This window comes from Pseudoalteromonas sp. UG3-2, from assembly GCF_037120705.1.
Classification (GTDB): Bacteria; Pseudomonadota; Gammaproteobacteria; order Enterobacterales; family Alteromonadaceae; genus Pseudoalteromonas.
In genome coordinates, this window is sequence record NZ_JAWLJU010000002.1 from 1 (window position 1) to 20260 (window position 20260).

Here is a 20260-nt window from a genome sequence, read left to right on the forward strand (position 1 = left end):
TACCTGGGCTTTGCTGTATATATTCGATGCTTGCTGACGCACGGTTTTTTCTTTGGTGTCGCGCACGGCGCTGATCTCGCGAAAACTCAACCCTTTTAAAAGTAACATGGCGACCTGCTGCTCGCTTTGGCTAAGTTGCCAAGTGTGAAACTGCTGATAGATAAGTTCACTGTACTGGCTACGAGCCGCTTTCATTTGGCTCGATATATGCTCAAGCTCGGTATCGGTGCGAGCTAATTCCAGCTTTAGCTTTTCAATATGCTGAGTACGGCGCTTAATTTCAATAATTAAGAACACAACCCCCACCGCAGAGGCACACACCATTAAGCTTTCTTCAATGATGTGCCAGGTCGGCACCCCTAAAGAGATGTCGGTGATAACATCAAAGAAATTAAGCACCATGATGATGCCAAGTAAGATTGCAATAAAAATATCTTTCATTTTATTTCAATAGGTTAGTTTAAATTATGGGACATGTGTCTAAGCCGAAACACGCCTTTGTCCGATGCCACCTGCGATAAAACCTGCCATAGTTTAGCCTGATTTTGACCAGGTTGTCGCCACTTTGTCTCACCATGAATCTGGTTGCAATCATGGCGCAGGTAGGTTTGGCAAAGGTATTGCCAGCAGGCGTCATTTCAAGTGATGGTACCAAGTGTTGAGCTAGCGCAATTAAAAGCCAGCTTGGCAAGGTTATTATCAAACCAAAGGGTGAGGTATTGGTGTGTGGTAGTAAACGACACCGGTCACCTTAATAACGAGGAGATAGCTGATGAGCAATGAAAAAATAGCGGTGTATGTTTGGAGTAAAAAGATCCGAGTGTTTCATTGGCTTAACGTGATTGCTATAACACTGCTGCTTGTTATTGGCCTTATGATTCTGAATGCTAAGCTGCTTGGTGTCAGCAGTGACGGAAAAGTATTACTGAAGACAGTGCATGTGCTGGTGGGCTATGTGTTTGTGGCCAACCTGTTAGTCAGGCTGTTATTTGGCTTAATTGGTAAAGGGTTTGAGCGCTTTAGTAAAACCTTGCCTTTTTATCCAGGGTTTACCGCCAAGTTACACGCCTTTAAAAAAGACCCTGAGCGGGCGTATCAAGGTCATAATCCTTTGGGCAAACTCATGGTGGGGGCACTGTTTTTATTGCTGACCGTCCAAGCCACATCAGGATTAGTATTGGCGGGGACGGATATTTATTACCCGCCTTTTGGTGATTACTTTGCTCACAGTGTGGCGCTAGATAAAACGCAGGTTGACTTGATTAAGCCCTATTCTAAGGACAATGTTGATCCTGAGGGATATCAAGCAATGCGAGCGTTCCGAAGTCCTTTTATCACTTTGCATGTGTACACTTTCTATGCCTTAATAGTGTTGATCCCCTTGCATATCATTGGCGTGGTGGTCGCGGAGAAACGCCAACGCAGTGCCTTAGTATCGGCAATGATCAATGGCGTTAAGTATTTGCCGAAAGACCATCATCGCCACTAGCTATGCCGGCAATAATGGCTTGGCATTGCGATACGTTCATAAACTTCGGAACCGGGTAGTCGGGATGAGCTTCGTTCAAAGCATGCTGCGCCAGCAGGGGAACGTCTTGCGGCTGTATCTCTGGCAGGGTTCGAACGATTTTAAGCTCAGTTAACAAGGTGTCGATGTGCGCTAGCAAAGCCTCAGCTCGTTGGCGTTGGGGAGCATTGGCTGAGCCAATATGGCAATGATCTGCGATGGCAGCCAAGGAGGGGTGGATAGCATCCCCATACCAATGTAAAACTGGCAACAGCAACACCGCATTGGCTAAGCCATGAGGGGGGCCATACTGGGCACTGAGTTGGTGCGAAATAGCATGGACGTAACCCACCGAAGTACGAGTAAAAGCTTGGCCTGCATAATGTGACGCTAATAACAGCTCCTCTGCCGCGTGTTCATCTTGGCTATCTGTCATTGCTTTGGGTAGGTAAGTAAAGATGGCTTGGCATGCACTGAGCGCAAGAGCGCGACTAAAAGACAAGCAGTTGATGCTCAGCAAGGCTTCAATAGCATGGGTGAGGGCGTCTATTGCGGTGGTGGCTTTAATCTGCGCTGGCATACTGAGAGTCAGTTCTGGTAGCAGTACGGCATGGTGGGGTACTAGACAAAAATCAGTGGCAGCGTATTTTTCAGCAACAGCAGGGTCGTTAACCACAGCAGCGACGGTGGTTTCGGAGCCCGTTCCTGCGGTGGTGGGAATGGCGATATTAGCAGGAAGGCGCTTTAACACTTTAAACAACCCTTTAAGCTGTTTTACGGATTTGTTGGGCTTTACTACTCGTGCGCCTATGAGCTTTGCGCAATCCATCACCGAACCGCCGCCTAAGGCAATAATGGCACGGCAGTGGTGTTGCTGGTATACACTCAGGCCAGACTCGACGTTATCTATGGTTGGGTTTGGCAGCACTTGATTGAAGTAAACGGCGTTAAGGTTGGCGTGTTGCAGTGCTTCATCCACGACTTGGTGCAAGGCTAAACGCATTAATACCTCATCGGTAACCACTAATACCTTATCGCCACGATTAAGCCCTAAGTTGGCAATGGCCACAGCTAAGCCCTTACGGCCGCGATAAAGCTGGGGGTTGGGGATCCCCACCACAATCACAATCATTTTTAAGAGCCAATGGTAAATACGGTAAAGCCAAGTCATAGTCTATATTCTATTATTATAATCAGCAGCAACCTACTTTCCTGCAAAACTCTACTGTAGCCAGCTTTTTGTTGATTTAGCAAACCTTTATTACTGTAATGGACCGAGTTATTGGCAATCCAACACATGTTCTTGCTGCGGTAAGACACGCTGGGCCGCTTGCCTTAGGTGTTTAACATAGTCTTCAGGGGCACTGGGGTGAGCGGTTAAATATAAGGTTTTACTTAATGTTGGCGCCACCAGTACCTTGCGCCAAGAGTGGGTAACACCCATGCTGCTGGCAAGCTGCTCAACAAAGCGTTGCGCACCGAAAATAAAATCAATGCGTTGACGTTGCATAAGCTCGCCAGCTTGACTGAGACTGGAAACGCTCAGTAAGTTGTCATCGGGCTCAAAACCACGCTCAAGCAGAAACTGCTCAGAGGGTTGATTAGCGGCCACTGCCACCGTATGGCGCTTAATTTTATTGAGATGCCAGTCTTGTTCCTCAAGGTCGAGCTCAGGGCGAATAAAAAAAGCAATATGCATTTCACACAAGGGGGTAAGCCAAATATAGCTTTGCTCGCGAGCTTCGGTGCGGGCCAAGGAATAAAGTAAGGCATAGCGAGATTGCTCGGCAAATCGTTGTGCCCGTGACCAAGGTAACATAAAAATTTGGTAGTTGAGCTGGGCTTCCCACATGATCAAGCGCACTATATCGGTGGCGTAGCCAGCAATGGCGCCGTTTTGCTGTTTGGTTTGATAAGGGGGAAAATGCTCAGTGTAAATATCAACTTTGCTAGGCAATGCCGCAAAGGCGCTAAACACCGACAATATCCCTATTACGCACCCCATGAAGTAACGCATAACTCACTCCTAAGGTCGCTTTTATCAGTATAACCCAAATGTTCTGCGTTGGCTTATCGAGATAATCGTACTGGAGTGGCGCACAGTGACCATTAGCCGCTATGGTCGGTCAAGGCTTGATGTGGCAAGCCTTGGCAAGGCTTATTGGTCAGCGCTGTTTATTCCAATACCAGGGCTTGTAGCCCTTGCTCTGAGACCACAACTAAATAGGAGCGATCAAAAGAAGCTTGGCATAAGCTTAGTGGCTCACCCTCCAGTAAAATATCGCTATTGCAATCATCAATCCGGTACCAGCCACTTACCTGACCTTGATTAAAATGGTGGGTGTCACCGTTAATGCTTAGGGTCATGTCTGCGGCAGCTAAAATACGCAAACTAAAGACACTGTCTTGATCATTGCGCTGGCGTTCAACCACGGCAATATCAAGGGTGTTACGGTTATTTTGTTGCACCACAAAGTGGTAGTCCTGGTCATGACTGACTTTAAATTTACGCCGCTCAGATAATCCCAGCTGATTAACCGATTTGGCAAAAAAGCTGATTTCACGATTAACATTGTGCTCATGACTAATACGGCTGGGCTCCATTCCTGCAGCAAGCACTTTTACACGGTACTTGTCATTGGCAACGTTTCTTTCGTCACCATCGATCTCTGTATTGGCCATGTGAAATGCAATTTCATACTGGCTGGCATTCACCAAGTTGTATTGGTTGTTGTTGATGCTGGAGCCAAAGTTGGCGGTCTCAATGTCCTCGGAGGAGCAGGCGGTGAGTATCATTGCCAAGGGCAGGGCTAGGGCGTTACGGTAGGTCATGAAATTCTCCTTAAATCAATCTTACGGTGGTCAGGCATAGCGATAGACCTGCAAATACGGCCACTGCACGGTCTTATTGGTTGCAAGTTAGAATACAAGAGCAAGGTGTTTTTAAATGCACTGATATTGTGTGGATCTGTTTAAAACTGTAAGCACTTTGCAAAGCATCGACCGACTTAAACAAGCTCGGTTTAGCCTTTGGCTTATCTTACTGACGACCGCTGTGCTTTTTACCACGCCGGTGTATTTACTCACACCGCCAAGTCTGAGCCATTTCTGCCTTTTTTATTCCTACCGGTAATGATATTGGCAGCCTTAAAGAGCCCGCGACAGCTAGCCGTGGCATGGCTAAGTACCTTGGTGGTGTGCTATACCGTGCTGCTTAATCTGTAATGGCGGTATTGGGGAGCAGGGTTAACTTTTTAATGTCGCCCTCGACACTTTCCATTTTGGCTATTAATAGGTTACCCAATGGGTCAATATCATAATGCCAGATAAGGTGGCCTGTTTTCTGCAGTGTAGGGGCTTGGTTGCCGCTTAGCGCTAGCCGCCAAATATAATCTTGTTGCGACCAGGTCGACTGCCAATACACTTGGTTGCCACGGATCCTAAGATTACTAAACTGATTGGCTTGCTGTGGTGTCAGTGTGTGGCGGTTTAGTGTCGACTCCGCCGCACTCAGGACTGTGGTTGATTCCAGTAGTTGATTGTCTTGTAATAAAAACCAGGTTTGCCGCTGTGGGTGGTAAAATACTGACTGGGCATTAACGCTTTGACTGCTGATTAAGGCACCCGAGAGACTATATTGATTCAGTGTGTTGCCATCAAAGGCCCAGAGGGTTTGTTCGTCAATCCAGCCCATACTGACAACGGCATGTTCGAGCTGGCTATCAAACTGTTGCAGTGGCCGTTTTCTATTGTAAACCACAAGCTTGCTATCGCGATTTGAAGCGAGGTAATTCAGTGCCGGACTCCACTGTAAGAAATGGACGTACTCGTTGCCTTGATGAAATGACAACTGACTGATTTGGTCGTTGCGGTACAAATACACCTCACACACACCACTGCGCCGAGACATAAAGGCGGTCTCACCGAGTTTGTTGGTTAACGGTAAGTAGTCAATGCTCGAACTAGAAAACAGCGGTAGGTTGTCTCGGTCTTTAATATTCACTTGAAAACTTTCTAGAGCAGCGAAGATGTCGCCATTTTCATCGCTAGAGAAGCTGGTAAACAGTCCCAGCTCTGTGGTTTTCACACTTTGACTACTGCCATCAAGGTAATATCGTTGTAACTGCCCATGTTGGCTGGCCAATACACTTTGGTGGTGAGTGTCGAATGCCACTGAGGTCACCGGTTTTTGCCATTGCAAGGCAATGCTGCCGTCTAATTGCTGTAAACGACTCTGGCGCGACTGGGTTTGCACCAAATAATAGACTTTATTGCCCCAACCACGAATGGCCATTTTCAGCTGCTCACCACGCGCTAGCTGCAATGGCAGTTTTACCAGTTGTTGGCTATTAAGGCGATAAATATACGCTGTGCGGGCTTTATTTGGGCCATACACCAGTATTAGCTCTTCGTCGTTTTGCCACACCGGCTTTACCCCAAGCTCGCAGCGAAATAGGCGAGAGCTATGGTAAAACTGACCGGCTGCGGTCATCACGTGAAGCTGACAGCCATTGCCTTGATATTGCCAAAAGGCCAGTTTATCGGCGCTTGGGCTCCAGCTTGGAGCCGCCACACGAGTATCAAATTGGTGGCTGCGCAATTTATCGCCTTGTTTATTGGCAATGACGAGCTGAGTAAAGTCCTTAACATAAGCTAATAAGTTTTGCCTTTGGTGGGCATCAACATCAAACTCCAACCCCAACTCATGACTTAAGTTGCTGGTTTGGTATTGCAGCATTGGTTTCTCTGCAGGAGCAGTATTGAAATAGGCAATAGCACCAAAACACAGCAGTGCCATCATGGTGGTTGCCAATATCATAAGGCCATTCTTTTTGCTACTGGGTGGCGCTGAGGAGGAGCCGGTTTCCAGTGGTGCGGCTTGTGACTTAAGTGGGGCAATAAACTGATAGCCCTTTTTTGGAATAGTCTTGATGTACAGTGCTGAGCGAGGATTATCCTCAAGGACTTTGCGTAATTTAGTAATTAACTGATATAGGCTATTGGGATCAACAATGGTATCTGGCCAGATCTGCTCGCATAACCAGTACTTATTTAACACTTGCTGCGAGTGGCTTAGTAACAGCAGCAGTAGCCGAGCACTTTGCGGCTCTAGTTTTATTACCTTTCCACAGGTTGAAGTCAAGGTATCCTGATCACTGTCAAACTGCCACTGACCGAAGAAATAGTGTGATTGCTGCACTGCCATAATTGATTCAAGTTTCCCTTTAGTGCGTTTAAGTTAGCTTTTATTCAGATTAAGTCAATGTTTATAAAGGTTAAATCAGGTTTATTCAGAAAAAATTCAGATCTTTTCAGAGTATTTTTTGTTGCAATGGCTGACATCGATACAAAGGAAACAGCAAGATGAAAAATAGTCACATACTCTGGTTGGGTCTCAGCGGTGCGTTAATAAGCCAGGGCGCCCTTGCCAGTAACATTGTCATTGATGGTCAACTTACAGAGCCACAATGGCGCTTAGCAACACAGTTTGAGAACTTTTATCAAGTGGTGCCTGTCACCCTAAATAACGCGAACCATAAGGTTAAGGCTTGGGCTTTTGCCGGTAAAGATGGGGTGTATATTGGCATCAAAAATTTGCAAGCGAAAGGCCAGCGTAAGCGTCAGTTTAATATTCACGACCGCTTTATGCAGGCGGATTTTAATCGCGTGGTGGTGGATTTTTCCGGCGATGGCAGTAGTGCTTATCAGTTCTCGGTCACTCTAGGTGGCGGCTCGCAAGACGCGGTACTGACTTCTAACCTAAAAGTGGATTATGATTGGGATGGTGAGTGGCTGTTTGCTAACCACATTCGCGATGACCATTGGACCACCGAAATGATGATCCCTTGGCACACGGTTTCTTTTCAACCCGGAGATGATGAAGCGTTAGCAGAGCTGGCCATTTCAGTTCAGCTGTATGAATTAAAGAACAACTTTATTTATGCCAACCACCAAGACACTACCGCCGACAGTGACTTTTTCTTAACTATGCCAAGGATCTCAGCAGCCATTGGGCAGCAGTCGCAACTCACTTTTATCCCTTATTTTAGTCAGCAAGCACAATTTGCTCCGGTTTCGACGTCCAGTTCCCAGCAGCAGCATCAGTCTGACGTTGGCTTTGATTTGTTTTATAAGCCTTCGCATCAACAAAAGTTGAGTTTGGCTGTTAACCCTGACTTTGGCCAAGTGGATATTGATGATGTCGATGTTAATTACTCTGCGGTAGAAACATTAAGAACCGATAAGCGGCCATTTTTCACCCAAGATATTAGCCTATTCGAGATACCAGTATTAGAGCACACTAAACTTATCCACACCCGTAGGATTGGGGCTTCCAGTGACGACGGTGAGTTAGCCACTACTCCCATCGATGGCGCGTTACGGTTTGTCCACAAAGGAAAGTCGTTTCAGGCTGGTGGCTTTGCGGTCACAGAAAATAACTTTGCAGCAGACATTGGTAAGCGCTTTTTTGCTGGCAGAGCCAATTATCAAGCAAAGGCTTGGCAGGTAGGCGCACTGACGACCAAAACAGAGCGGCCATTTTTGCAGCGAGACGCCTTAAGTTATGCCCTTGACGGTCAATACCGCAGTAATTCTTGGTCCTTTGCGGGATCTTGGTTAAGAACGGATATAGATACGCCACAGAGACGTCAGCGTGGCAATGCCGTTTCGCTAGACTTAGCTTACCAGCTCTCGGATCAGACTAAGTTCGCGGCACGCTATTTTGATGTTGATGATGGCTTTGATAACCGTGATCTAGGTTATATGCAACGCAACAATTGGCGTGTCGAGGAGCTTTATGGCGAGTATGCCAGTCATGGCCAAGGCGCTTGGGTAACGCGTTTAAAGCAGTCATTAACGTGGCGCCGTGAGCAGAATCAGTCAGGTCTTACCCGGTTTAATAAGCAAGATTACTTAGCCCAGTTACTTTTGTATAACGGTGGTCAGCTGAATCTTCGGCTTGAGCATCATAGTCGCGGTATTGAGGATAATCTAGGCTGGCAAACTCAGGCCTTTGCCACCCCAGAGCGCTGGCAGTCGCGGGTGTTTTATCAAAGCCCATATATTGGCAGTTTTAGCTGGGCTGCCAGTGTGGAGTTTGACCAAGAAGGGCTATCGGGCCAAGCGCAACAATACGCTTTAGATTTAACGTGGATGCCACATTATAACTGGAACTTGAAACTCAGTAATTTTTATCGCGATGGCGATGGCTGGTTAGTGGCAAATCGCCACAACGTTATCAGTGAATATGATCGTCAAGAGTTTGCCAATAAATTGGAAATCAATGGCCGCATTACTGAACGACTTGAGCTGAGTGCCACCTTACAGTGGACCGTATTAGAAGCGCAAAGCCACTCAGTCTATGAGGTCACTGACGGCGGCTTAAACCCTATTGCCGCCGATACCAGCTTTGATGACCGCCGACTTGCCAGTCAGTTGAAGTTACGTTACCGCATGGGCGCTTATTCCGATATTTTCTTAGTATACCAACGAGGTGGCAAAGACATTGTTGCCACTGGACAACAACAAGTAGGAAATCGAGACTGGTTTGGAGGAGCCGTGGATCTCTGGCAGCAGCCGCTGCAAGACTTATTAACTTTTAAAGTACGCTATCAGTTTTAACCCCTGCATCATTTGCAGTCTGCCCAAAAGAAAAAAGGTCAGAGTAATCTGACCTTTATATCCACGCTGATACCATTATGACTTAATACTTGAACAATTTGAGGGATTAAATCTGACGCTAGCTGCGTTAAAAATTTTTTATTTAGAATAACTAAATAGCAAAATTTTTGTCTTGCTATCGACAAGATTTTCTCGCCTCAAAGTAGGCCACTTAATTAAGCACAATGGTATTATGCGCCAGTGACCGTTGGTCAGCTGGCTGCAAAACTGTTATGCCGCATCGGCTTTGCTTGACTCTTTGCTGCGAGCTTTGCCTGCGAGCAACTCTTCTGGGTCAAAGTCATCGACATTAATAACCGCTAAACGCTTAGCTTCAACCGCACTTAATTTCGCGGCTTCTTCATCACTAAGCACACCGGCTTCTAGCCCCATCGCAGCGACTTCATCAAGACGCATAAATGGCAGCTTTTTACCTGTACCACGGCAGACTTTTTCAAACAAAGGCTCCACCTCAAGAATGTCTTTCAGTGTTTGCTCTTGTTTACCAAGTAAGCAAAGCGGCTCATCTTTAAGATAGATATTGGCTGCTAAGCGCTCACGTGAGTCATTTGGTGTTTGTAGCATTTTGGCAATTTTATGCTCTAGCTTATCCGTAGGCTTACGTACTGGACGACCAAATGGGAACAGCAACACTTTTAACAGGCCGCGCAATGCTGCAGATGGCATATTGTTAATTAAGTCAGCCAGTGCACGTTGACATAGATACAAGTGCTCCTGACATGACCACTGCACAAACGGTAAGTCTTCTTTACGGCGACCTTCATCGTTATAGCGCTTCAGCGTTGCAGAAACCAAATACAAGTAGCTTAGTAAGTCACCAAGACGAGCAGAGATACGCTCTTTACGTTTTAGTGAACCACCAAATACCGCCATGCAAATATCTGACATCAGTGCTAATGAAGCACTGTAGCGTGCTGCATTACGATAGAAGACAGCTGTTTCGTCGTTGAATGGCACTTTGGTAAAGCGTGCACCCGTCAGTGCTAGCCACTTAGTTCTGACTAAGTTTGAAATGGTAAAGCCAATATGACCCATCAGCGACTTATCGAAGCTATCCAATGCTTCTTGCTTGTCGGCAATGGAACACGCCTCTAGCTCAGCCAGTACAAATGGGTGACAACGAATTGCACCTTGACCGTAAATAATCATATTACGGGTAAGGATGTTGGCACCTTCTACCGTGATGGCAATTGGTGCACCTTGGTAACCACGACCAACGTAGTTGTTAGGACCTAAACAAATACCTTTACCGCCGTGAATATCCATCGCATGAATGGTGGAAGAGCGCATTTGTTCAGTAAGGTGGTATTTCAAAATGGCAGACACCACCGAAGGTTTTTCACCTAAGTCCACGGCACCGGTAGACATAGTCACTGCAGCGTCTGAGCTGTAGGCATAACCACCCAGCTTAGAAAGCGCTTCTTCAACCCCTTCCATTTTACCAATCGGTAATTTGAACTGACGGCGAATACGGCTGTAGGCACCACTGGCAATGGCCAAAGACTTAATGCCACCGGCAGAGTTCGACGGTAAGGTAATAACACGGCCCACAGACAAACACTCAACCAGCATACGCCAGCCTTGACCCGCCATTTTTTCACCACCAATGATAAAGTCCAGTGGTACGAATACGTTTTCGCCTTGAGTTGGGCCATTTTGGAATGGCACGTTAAGCGGGAAGTGACGGCGGCCAATCTTAACCCCATCGGTGTCGGTAGGGATCAACGCACAGGTAATGCCGAGCTCTTCTTTATCACCTAAAAGGCCATCTGGATCGCGTAGCTTAAACGCCAAGCCAAGTACCGTAGCAACTGGGGCTAGAGTAATGTAGCGCTTGTTCCACGTTAGGTTAATACCTAACACTTCTTCGCCTTGCCACTGACCTTTACACACCACACCAAAATCAGGAATAGAGGACGCATCCGACCCAGCTTCTGGTGAAGTCAACGCAAAACAAGGAATTTCGTCACCATTCGCTAAGCGCGGCAGGTAATGATCTTTTTGTTCTTCAGTACCATAGTGCTGCAGTAATTCGCCTGGGCCTAACGAGTTTGGCACCCCAACGATAGAAGAAAGCAGGGTTGATTTACTGGTTAGCTTTTGCAGCACACACGATTGCGCGTAAGCTGAGAATTCCAGACCACCGTATTGCTTTTTAATGATCATGGCAAAGAACTTATTGTCTTTTAAGTATTGCCATACTTCTTGAGGCAAGTCAGTAAGCTCATGGGTCGCTTCCCAATCATCTAACATCGCACAGACTTCTTCTACTGGGCCATCAAGAAACGCTTGCTCTTCGACACTTAAGCGTGGCTTAGGGAATTGATGAAGCTTATCCCAGTTTGGGTTACCACAGAATAAATCGGCTTCCCACCAAGTGGTACCGGCATCGATGGCTGATTTCTCTGTTTCTGACATGGTTGGCGTTACTTTTTTAAACGCTTTGAATGCCGGCGCAACAATGTATTGCTGACGTATGTTAGTTACAGAAAGAGGAATGGCGATGACCAAAAAGATCAGCCAAGAGATAATGCCAAAAGCACCGGCGAAGGTGCCTACCAGCATGGTTGCGGCTGCAATACCAAGAGCAGTATTCCAGCTAGCGCGATGGTAGCTGGCTGCGCTGAGCAGAGCTATCAAAGCGAGGATGAATATTAGTGTCATGTTTTTCTTCCTTATAAGAGGTCTGACCACCTGGTTAGACTAGCTTGTTGACGCTGTTATTTCAAGCATCTTAATGCGTTTGAAGTAAATAATTTGCATTGTTTTATGACATAAAATTTACCTTTAAGCAGAGGTCAGAAATGTGCACAACGGCTTACTTATAATAAGTCTGGCTTATTAAGTCGGATCATATTCGTTGCTACTGACTAAATAACCAACAGAAGTTACCTATTAGTGTAGCTGGCAACTGGCTTTTTGAGTAACCAGGTCTTTAAGCAAAACGCGCAATAATCGACTCAGCGTCAAACTAAATTGCCACATTTTATGTGGCAAACCGCTTGCAAATAATGGCGCTGTTTCTATGCTTGAAAGTGTGTTTGAAAGACATAATACCAATCTGCCTTCGTTACTTGCCCAGACAGGCCAAGTAACCAAGTGAGTTGGTATAAGCGGTCTAGGCAAGGAGTGTCTGTATTACCGTATTCAGTTATGCTGGCTTACTGCCTAAGGCCACCGTTTAAGTTGCCTCAGTTTAAGGAGAAACAAGATGCAGCTAAGTATGATCTATGGTGTAATTTTTATTGCTTTTGTAGCCATGGTGGCGTGTTTTTATGCGTTGCCTGAGGCTGTGGTTATCAACCTCTTTTCCGGTCTAGTGGCGGCGGTATTGGGTTATCGTGCCTTTACCCGCACAGCGCTTCTTCTTTGTGCTATTAATGTCTTGGCGATGATGTTTTGTCCTTTGATGGATGCCAGTGGGTGGCTCAGTCTTAAAGGCGCTGCGGTGTTTGTTGCTTGTGTGATGTTTTTTGGTATCGCCTTTGGCTGTGAAAAATCTGCCAGTAGCAAACGCTTTTATTATTAGTCCTCTGCTTTGCCATGATAAACTTTATTTAGGTGAAGTGTTTAGGAACTAATATGCGTATTTTAGCAGATCAAAATATGCCTCTAGTGGAGGCATTTTTTGCCGACATGGGGGAAGTGGAGCGGTTTGATGGCCGTGCAATTAACGCTGCGGATGTGGCTGGAGCAGATGTCTTGCTTACCCGCTCAGTCACTCAGGTGAACTCAACCCTGCTCAGCCAAGCCAAGCAGTTGAAGTTTGTGGGTACCGCCACCATTGGCATGGATCATTTTGATACTGAATTTCTCCAGCAACAGGAGATTGCGTATAGTAACGCCCCAGGTTGCAATGCGATTGCCGTAGCAGAATACGTAATTAGTGGCCTGTTGGCGTACGCCCAACAAACCAATACTTGCTTACGCGGTAAAACCATCGCCATTGTTGGGGTTGGCAATATTGGCTCTCGATTACGCGATAAAGTAAGCGCATTGGGGCTGAACGTTGTGCTGTGTGACCCTGTGCGTCATAAAAATGGTAGCTTGGATAACCATGTCGAGTTAGATGAGGCTTTGGCACAAGCGGATATTGTCTCTTTTCATGTGCCATTGGTGAAAAACGGCGATTGCAAAACCATTCATCTATTAAATGCCGAGCGTATTGCCGCGCTGAAGCCGGGCATGGTGATCATCAATGCCAGTCGCGGTGATGTGATTGACAATAACGCGCTATTACAGGCGATGGAGTCTGGGCAACAACTCGAGCTTATTCTCGATGTGTGGGAAAACGAACCACATATTTTAGAGCCGCTACTGCAATACACCCGCTTTGCCTCGGTGCATATTGCCGGCCACACTCTAGAAGGCAAGGCACGTGGCACCCAGATGCTCTATGAAGCGCTGTGTAATACCCTAGGACTGGCCGCGCACAAGTCGATCACGGACTTTTTACCTAAACCCAGTATTAGCCGCTGCCAGCTAGAACAAACCGCCAACGAGCAAGACATCACAAATCTAGTGCACATGGTTTACGATATTCGCCGCGATGATGGCATTATGAAAGCCAATTTGGCTCAAGATGGCTTCGATAAGCTTCGTAAAACGTATCCAGTGCGACGAGAATTTAGTACCATAACGATCAACAGTGACTCACCGATTAGCCAAGCATTGGCTGACTTAGGATTTTCTAAGTAACAAGGTTGGCAGAGTCAAGAAAGTAACCAAGAATGGGGAAACAGAATGTCGCAAAAGTTTAATGTGGCGGTGCTCGGCGCAACGGGTTTAGTTGGCAAGCAAATTATTGAGTTATTAGCTGAACGAAAGTTCCCGGTCGATAACCTTTATCCATTAGCAAGTAGCCGCAGTGCCGGTGAAGAAATTGACTATATGGGTGAAAAAGTAACGGTACTCGATGTGGCAGAGTTTGACTTTGCTAATGCCCACATTGGCCTGTTTTCTGCGGGCGGTTCGGTGTCTGAAAAGTACGCGCCAATTGCTGCTGAAGCTGGTTGTGTGGTGATTGATAACACTTCCCACTTTAGATACGACTTTGACGTGCCGTTAGTGGTGCCTGAAGTGAATGAGTCAAGCTTGGCTGATTTTAGAAACCGTAACATTATTGCCAACCCAAACTGCTCTACGATTCAAATGATGGTGGCGCTTAAGCCGATTTATGATGCCTATGGCATTGACCGCATCAATGTTTCTACTTATCAAGCGGTATCGGGTGCCGGTAAAGAAGCGGTGGATGAGCTGGCTAAGCAAACCGCAAATTTAATGAACGCCAGACCGATGGAAAATGACATTTTTGCTAAGCAGATCGCCTTCAATGTGATCCCGCAAATCGATGCCTTTCAAGACAATGGCTATACCAAAGAAGAAATGAAAATGGTGTGGGAAACGCAAAAAATCTTAGGTGATTCGAGCGTGATGGTTAACCCAACCGCGGTTAGAGTGCCGGTGTTCTTTGGTCATGCGGAAGCCATTCACCTAGAAACACGGATGCCATTTGATTTAGAGCACGTCAAGCAGCTGCTTGCAGATGCCCCTGGGGTTGAGCTGATTGCGGATGACACTGACTTTCCAACGCCGGTAACGGACGCCAGCGGTAACGATACCGTTTATGTGGGGCGCGTAAGACAAGATATCTCACACCCTATGGGACTGAATCTTTGGGTGGTGTCGGATAACACTAGAAAAGGCGCAGCAACCAATAGCGTGCAAATTGCAGAAGCATTAATTGCGCAATATTTATAACGTTCGCGACCATTAAAACCACAAAACGGCAAATTTCTGCCAAGAACTTTGCCGTTTTGTCAATTACTTGACTCGACAATGACTTATCTCGTTTTACCCTCTCAGCATAAAGCATTATAACAATCTTAACTTTCAATACGTTGCAATGGATATTCCGGCATATCTGGTTTATAGTTTGCATTTGGAATAGAGCTTGCTTCAGAGCCATAATAATAAATGTCGTTTAACGAGTGTTGAACATATGAGTAAAGGATCGGCATGCGCGGTTTAGCCTTATTTAGTATCTTTGTCTTTGCATTGGTTGCCACACCACTTCACTCTGAAGAGGGGACGGTGTTAAAGGGCCCGAAAGGGGTTGATTATGGCGCGCAGGGTCGCTCTATCGGTCCAATAAAACCAACCGACACCTTATGGCGCATTGCCCAAAAAGTTCGCCCCGATGGCTCATCCGTTACTATTTACCAGGTGATGAAGGCGCTGTACGATAAAAACCCCACCGCCTTTTTAGACAAAAACCTAAACCACATGCGCGATGGCGCTTATCTACAAATTCCGACGCTGGCAGAAATTCGTAGCGTTAACCCTGAGCTGGCTAAACAAAAATCCGATCAAGACGACAAGTTATGGGAGATGAAACGCAACGGCCAACTCCAAACCAGTGATATAAATGCCGCAGAAAAGCGTGTCACTCAGGCTCGTAAAGTGGATGTTGAGCAAGCCCGTGAAGATTTAACCAACCAGTTACGCTCGCTCAAAATGGAGCAAGACATGCGTTTGCTGGACTTGCAGAAACAGTTTAAGTCATCCGTACGCAATGTCGAAGAGATCCTATCCGAAAACACGAAACTGAAGCAGCAACTGGGGGATATTACCAACGAGTTGCAGTCTGTGCGTACGCAGCTTGGCCGAGACAGTGAAATACAACAACAACTGAAGTCTGTCATTGACCTACAAAATGAAATGATTGCCCAGCAGCAGGCGGCTAAAGCCGAGGCAGAGCAAGAAGGCAGCTTATCCGCGTTTTTCACATCCCCGCTTGGAATTGCACTGCTGGCAACCTTACCCGCCTTGCTGGCCATCGCTGGCCTAGTGATGTTTTTACGGAGAAAAAACACCGCCAAAGCAGATAGCGATGATGACGACGACTTCTTACCGCAATCACCTGCAGCCCCTGCTGCCGCCGCTGCCACTGCAGGTGCAGCCGCTGCAACTGAGCCTGATCCGCTGGATATCAGCGATGGCAACGATGAAGATCCGCTTGGTGGCAGCGTCCAGCTGGATGACGACATCTTGCCTGAGGACGATGACATCACCTTTGATTCATTGGATGACGATTTTGAAGAAGGCAATGACTCGCTGGATCAAGATGAGCTCGACAGCCTGCTCAACGAAGACATCTCGTTTGATGATGACAACGACGATGACGACTTTATGCAACAAAACTTCGACGATGATTCAAGCGATGAAGTGGCATTGGATGTTGATAGCGAAGAAAAAGATGATGGCGATATACTCAGCGATGACGATCTCGATGATTTATTTAATGAATCGCAGGATGAAGAGATTGATGTTAGCGACGATGCCCTCGCTGCGTTAAGTGAAGAGTTAGCCGACGAGCAAGAAGGGGGGGATGATACTGCCTCCAATGATGATATCGATGATATTCTCGAAGGTAACCTCGATGATGAGCCAGAATTTGACGGCAATTTCGATAGCGAAAATCTAGTTGATGCCGATGACATTGATTCTTTGCTAGATGAAGCTCAAGACGATACGCCTGAGCTGGAAGAACAAAGCGATGAGCTTGCAGGCGATGACATTGATGCGCTGCTCGATGAAGCCCAAGACGATACGCCGGAGCAGGAAGAAGAAAGTGATGAGCTGGCAGGCGATGACATTGATGCGCTGCTCGATGAAGCCCAAGACGATACGCCGGAGCTGGAAGAAGAAAGTGATGAGCTGGCAGGCGACGATATTGATGCGCTGCTCGATGAAGCCCAAGACGACACGCCGGAGCTGGAAGACGAAAGTGATGAGCTGGCAGGCGACGACATTGATGCGCTGCTCGATGAAGCCCAAGACGATACGCCGGAGCTGGAAGAAGAAAGTGATGAGCTGGCAGGCGACGACATTGATGCGCTGCTCGATGAAGCCCAAGACGATACGCCGGAGCTGGAAGACGAAAGCGATGAGCTGGCAGGCGACGACATTGATGCGCTGCTCGATGAAGCCCAAGACGACACGCCGGAGCTGGAAGAAGAAAGTGATGAGCTGGCAGGCGACGACATTGATGAGCTGCTCGATGAAGCCCAAGACGATACGCCGGAGCTGGAAGAACAAAGCGATGAGCTGGCAGGCGATGACATTGATGCGCTGCTAGATGAAGAAGCGGATCCTGAGTCTGAGACGCCAAAAGAGAGTGACGACCTAGCAGGGGATGACCTTGATGACTTGCTAGAGGAAGAAACGGATGCTGAGTCTGAGTCACAAGAAGAGAGTGACGACCTAGCAGGGGATGACCTTGATGACTTGCTTGAAGAAGAAACGGATGCTGAGTCTGAGACGCCAGAAAAAAGTGACGACCTAGCAGGGGATGACCTTGATGACTTGCTAGAGGAAGAAACCGATGCCGCGCCTGAGTCTGAGTCACAAGAAGAGAGTGACGATCTAGCAGGGGATGACATTGACGATTTGCTAGAGGAAGAAACGGATGCCACGCCTGAGTCTGAGTCACAAGAAGAGAGTGACGACCTAGCAGGGGATGACCTTGATGACTTGCTAGAGGAAGAAACGGATGCTGAGCCTGAGTCACCAGAAGAAAGTGACGACCTTGCAGGCGACGACATTGATGATTTGCTTGAAGAAGAAACGGATGCTGAGCCTGAGTCTGAGTTACAAGAAGAGAGTGACGACCTAGCAGGGGATGACCTTGATGACTTGCTAGAGGAAGAAACCGATGCCGCGCCTGAGTCTGAGTCACAAGAAGAGAGTGACGATCTAGCAGGGGATGACATTGACGACTTGCTAGAGGAAGAAACGGATGCTGAGCCTGAGTCACCAGAAGAAAGTGACGACCTTGCAGGCGACGACATTGATGATTTGCTTGAAGAAGAAACGGATGCTGAGCCTGAGTCACCAGAAGAAAGTGACGACCTAGCAGGCGACGACATTGATGATCTGCTTGAAGAAGAAACCGAAGCGGAACCTGAGCAAGACAGTGACGAGTCTGCTGAAAATGAGAGCCCTGCAGAGCAAGATAGTGAGCCAGAGCCATCGTCTCTAGACAGTGACCATTTGTCGGGCATGTTGGAAGACGAAGAGCAGTTCAATGATGAAAACGTTCAAGCCGATGAAACTGAAGAATTTGAAGACCCAGATCTTAAAAGCGTGGATGAACTGCTGGCAGAACTTCAGGCTGAGGAAGAGCTAGAGTCTTCGGATTTAGAGGACGATTTTGCTGAAGAGGAAGTCGAAATTGAGCTAGGCGACGATCCTCTCAGTGAAGACATTGATCTACTTGAAGAAGAACAACTTCCTGAAGAAGACGATATCGAACCCAGTGCCGAACTGGATAGCTATCCTGAGTTAGACATTAGTGATGAGGATAATCTAGACAGTGAAGCCAGTGGTACGGAAAAAGCGTTATCAGACGCACTCGCCAGTGACAACGACTTTGATATTGAAGGCGATTTCGATGACGAACTGGGAGACTTAGAGCTTGAAGACGAGCTAGATGATGATCTCACTGAGTTTACGGAAGAAGACGCCGCCGACGACACCGAAGCGACTCTAGAGGAACCAACAGCCGAGGAAGAGCCAACCCTTGACGACGAGGCTGAGCTTGGCGATGACTTCCCTGAATTCACAGAAGAAGACGCTGCTGACGACAGCGAAGCGACTCTAGAGGAACCGACAGCCGAGCAAGAACCAACCCTTGATGACGGGGCTGAATTCGGCGAAGACATCCCAGAATTCACAGAAGACGCCGCTGACGACAGCGAAGCGACTGCAGCAGAGCCGACAGCCGAGGAAGAACCAACCCTTGACGACGAGGCTGAGCTCGGCGATGACTTCCCAGAATTCACAGAAGAAGACGCCGCCGACGAAAGCGAAGCGACTCTAGAGGAACCAGCTGCAGAGGAAGAACCAAGCCTTGATGACGAGGTTGAGCTCGGCGATGACTTCCCAGAATTTACCGAAGAAGACGCCGCTGCTGACGAAGACGAGGCGACTGTAGCAGAGCCGGCTGCAGAGGAAGAACCAACTCTTGATGACGAGGCAGAGCTCGGCGATGACTTCCCAGAATTTACCGAAGAAGACGCCGCAACTGACGAAGACGAAGCGACTCTAGAGGAACCAGCTGCAGAGGAAGAACCAAGCCTTGATGACGAGGTTGAGCTCGGCGATGACTTCCCAGAATTTACCGAAGAAGACGCCGCTGCTGACGAAGACGAGGCGACTGTAGCAGAGCCGGCTGCAGAGGAAGAACCAACTCTTGATGACGAGGCAGAGCTCGGCGATGACTTCCCAGAATTCACAGAAGAAGACGCTGCTGACGACAGCGAAGTAGCTCCAGAAGAGCCGACTGCAGAGGAAGAGCCAAGCCTCGACGATGAGGCTGAGCTTGAAGTAGACGAACTGGCTGATTCCATTGCAGAAGATAATGAGCTTCTTGATGCTGAGCAAGCACCCGATGATGTGCCGGAGGTGGATGAAGCCGAAGTCGAACGTGAGTTTATGGCCGAGTTTAGCAAAGAAGACTTTGATTCTTTGCTGAGCGAGTTGGAGGAGCCTGAAGACTTTGAGCAGCCAGAAGCCCAAGATTTCGAGGTTGACTTTGATAGCTTATTGCAAGACGAAGTGGCTGAGCCTGATGAGGGAGCTGCGGATAGCGATGCTGCGACCGCAGACGAAGACTTCTTAGAAATTGAAGAGTTACTCGAACAAAGCGATGACGAGGAACCGGAAGTTGAACCTTACACTGGCGCTAATATGGATGTCGGTTTGGGGGATTTTGATGAACTGTTGGCGGGTGAAAACACCACCGATGTTGATCTCGAAGATGAAGGCTTTGCCGCCAAGCTCGACCTAGCCAAAGCTTACATGGAAATTCAAGACTATGATGCGGCCATGAGTACCCTTAATGATGTGATTGATAACGGCCCCGACTCGGTGCAAGCAGAAGCACAATCGCTGAAAGAAAAGCTCAGTACTTCTTAGTACGTCGTAATCGCAAACAGCTAAAAGCAGTGATCTCATCCTAGATCACTGCTTTTTTATTGGTATAAATCAAAGAGTATTCTGTCGCTT

13 protein-coding genes are annotated in these 20260 nt (G+C 47.4%); 7 read left to right on the forward strand and 6 right to left on the reverse strand.

All coding sequences use genetic code 11. From position 1 onward, the window contains the following. Window positions 1–441, reverse strand: a 441-nt coding sequence (locus R3P39_RS03330) for a helix-turn-helix transcriptional regulator (RefSeq protein WP_336565618.1), incomplete at its 3' end; no start/stop codon positions are given. Window positions 442–772: 331 nt separating this feature from the next. Here R3P39_RS03330 and R3P39_RS03335 point away from each other — a divergent pair. Continuing rightward, entirely contained in the window at window positions 773–1489 is a 717-nt protein-coding gene (locus R3P39_RS03335) for a cytochrome b/b6 domain-containing protein (protein WP_336565620.1), read from the forward strand. Here the strand turns inward: R3P39_RS03335 and R3P39_RS03340 are convergent. From R3P39_RS03340 to R3P39_RS03350, 3 genes are all read right to left on the reverse strand, one after another. Beyond that, window positions 1455–2678, reverse strand: coding sequence for an iron-containing alcohol dehydrogenase (locus R3P39_RS03340; RefSeq protein WP_336565621.1), 1224 nt, complete (start codon window positions 2676–2678; stop codon window positions 1455–1457). The genes R3P39_RS03335 and R3P39_RS03340 overlap by 35 nt on opposite strands. A gap of 108 nt (window positions 2679–2786) precedes the next feature. Then, the gene (locus R3P39_RS03345) at window positions 2787–3524 is read right to left on the reverse strand and encodes a transporter substrate-binding domain-containing protein (RefSeq protein WP_336565622.1); all 738 of its coding nucleotides are present in this window, start codon (window positions 3522–3524) and stop codon (window positions 2787–2789) included. A 158-nt stretch (window positions 3525–3682) separates the two neighbouring features. After that, window positions 3683–4339 (reverse strand): hypothetical protein, encoded by a 657-nt coding sequence (locus tag R3P39_RS03350; RefSeq protein ID WP_336565624.1) that lies wholly within the window; start codon window positions 4337–4339, stop codon window positions 3683–3685. 198 nt (window positions 4340–4537) lie between these two features. On the opposite strand from R3P39_RS03350, the gene R3P39_RS03355 reads away from it, so the two are divergent. Continuing rightward, complete coding sequence (locus tag R3P39_RS03355; RefSeq protein ID WP_336565626.1) at window positions 4538–4732, forward strand: hypothetical protein; 195 nt, start codon at window positions 4538–4540, stop codon at window positions 4730–4732. On the opposite strand, the gene R3P39_RS03360 is transcribed toward R3P39_RS03355, so the two are convergent. Beyond that, window positions 4722–6713 (reverse strand): winged helix-turn-helix domain-containing protein, encoded by a 1992-nt coding sequence (locus tag R3P39_RS03360; RefSeq protein ID WP_336565628.1) that lies wholly within the window; start codon window positions 6711–6713, stop codon window positions 4722–4724. The two genes, R3P39_RS03355 and R3P39_RS03360, sit on opposite strands and share 11 nt — an antisense overlap. A 158-nt stretch (window positions 6714–6871) precedes the next feature. Between R3P39_RS03360 and R3P39_RS03365 the strand changes: the two genes are divergently transcribed. Continuing rightward, entirely contained in the window at window positions 6872–9130 is a 2259-nt protein-coding gene (locus R3P39_RS03365) for a porin (RefSeq protein ID WP_336565630.1), read from the forward strand. A gap of 270 nt (window positions 9131–9400) precedes the next feature. Here R3P39_RS03365 and fadE read toward each other — a convergent pair whose 3' ends face one another. After that, window positions 9401–11854 carry an acyl-CoA dehydrogenase FadE gene (gene fadE, locus R3P39_RS03370; RefSeq protein ID WP_336565631.1) on the reverse strand — a complete coding sequence of 818 codons (2454 nt, stop codon included), beginning with the start codon at window positions 11852–11854 and terminating at the stop codon, window positions 9401–9403. A 547-nt stretch (window positions 11855–12401) separates the two neighbouring features. On the opposite strand from fadE, the gene R3P39_RS03375 reads away from it, so the two are divergent. From R3P39_RS03375 to R3P39_RS03390, 4 genes are all read left to right on the forward strand, one after another. Beyond that, the gene (locus R3P39_RS03375; RefSeq protein ID WP_336565632.1) at window positions 12402–12719 is read left to right on the forward strand and encodes a DUF6419 family natural product biosynthesis protein; all 318 of its coding nucleotides are present in this window, start codon (window positions 12402–12404) and stop codon (window positions 12717–12719) included. A gap of 53 nt (window positions 12720–12772) precedes the next feature. Beyond that, window positions 12773–13888, forward strand: a complete 1116-nt coding sequence (locus R3P39_RS03380) for a 4-phosphoerythronate dehydrogenase (protein ID WP_336565633.1) — start codon at window positions 12773–12775, stop codon at window positions 13886–13888. A 45-nt stretch (window positions 13889–13933) separates the two neighbouring features. Then, complete coding sequence (locus R3P39_RS03385) at window positions 13934–14950, forward strand: aspartate-semialdehyde dehydrogenase (protein ID WP_336565635.1); 1017 nt, start codon at window positions 13934–13936, stop codon at window positions 14948–14950. Window positions 14951–15208: 258 nt separating this feature from the next. After that, window positions 15209–20170, forward strand: a complete 4962-nt coding sequence (locus R3P39_RS03390) for a FimV/HubP family polar landmark protein (RefSeq protein WP_336565636.1) — start codon at window positions 15209–15211, stop codon at window positions 20168–20170. Window positions 20171–20260: the final 90 nt, after the last annotated feature.

What these genes read in the sequence shown, in the direction of transcription:
- R3P39_RS03350 (WP_336565624.1), bottom strand. Translation starts at nt 4,339, where the DNA reads ATGACCTACCGTAACGCCCTAGCCCTGCCCTTGGCAATGATACTCACC.
- R3P39_RS03365 (WP_336565630.1), top strand. Translation starts at nt 6,872, where the DNA reads ATGAAAAATAGTCACATACTCTGGTTGGGTCTCAGCGGTGCGTTAATA.
- R3P39_RS03390 (WP_336565636.1), top strand. Translation starts at nt 15,209, where the DNA reads ATGCGCGGTTTAGCCTTATTTAGTATCTTTGTCTTTGCATTGGTTGCC.
- R3P39_RS03380 (WP_336565633.1), top strand. Translation starts at nt 12,773, where the DNA reads ATGCGTATTTTAGCAGATCAAAATATGCCTCTAGTGGAGGCATTTTTT.
- R3P39_RS03345 (WP_336565622.1), bottom strand. Translation starts at nt 3,524, where the DNA reads ATGCGTTACTTCATGGGGTGCGTAATAGGGATATTGTCGGTGTTTAGC.
- R3P39_RS03340 (WP_336565621.1), bottom strand. Translation starts at nt 2,678, where the DNA reads ATGACTTGGCTTTACCGTATTTACCATTGGCTCTTAAAAATGATTGTG.
- fadE (WP_336565631.1), bottom strand. Translation starts at nt 11,854, where the DNA reads ATGACACTAATATTCATCCTCGCTTTGATAGCTCTGCTCAGCGCAGCC.
- R3P39_RS03375 (WP_336565632.1), top strand. Translation starts at nt 12,402, where the DNA reads ATGCAGCTAAGTATGATCTATGGTGTAATTTTTATTGCTTTTGTAGCC.
- R3P39_RS03385 (WP_336565635.1), top strand. Translation starts at nt 13,934, where the DNA reads ATGTCGCAAAAGTTTAATGTGGCGGTGCTCGGCGCAACGGGTTTAGTT.
- R3P39_RS03335 (WP_336565620.1), top strand. Translation starts at nt 773, where the DNA reads ATGAGCAATGAAAAAATAGCGGTGTATGTTTGGAGTAAAAAGATCCGA.
- R3P39_RS03360 (WP_336565628.1), bottom strand. Translation starts at nt 6,713, where the DNA reads ATGGCAGTGCAGCAATCACACTATTTCTTCGGTCAGTGGCAGTTTGAC.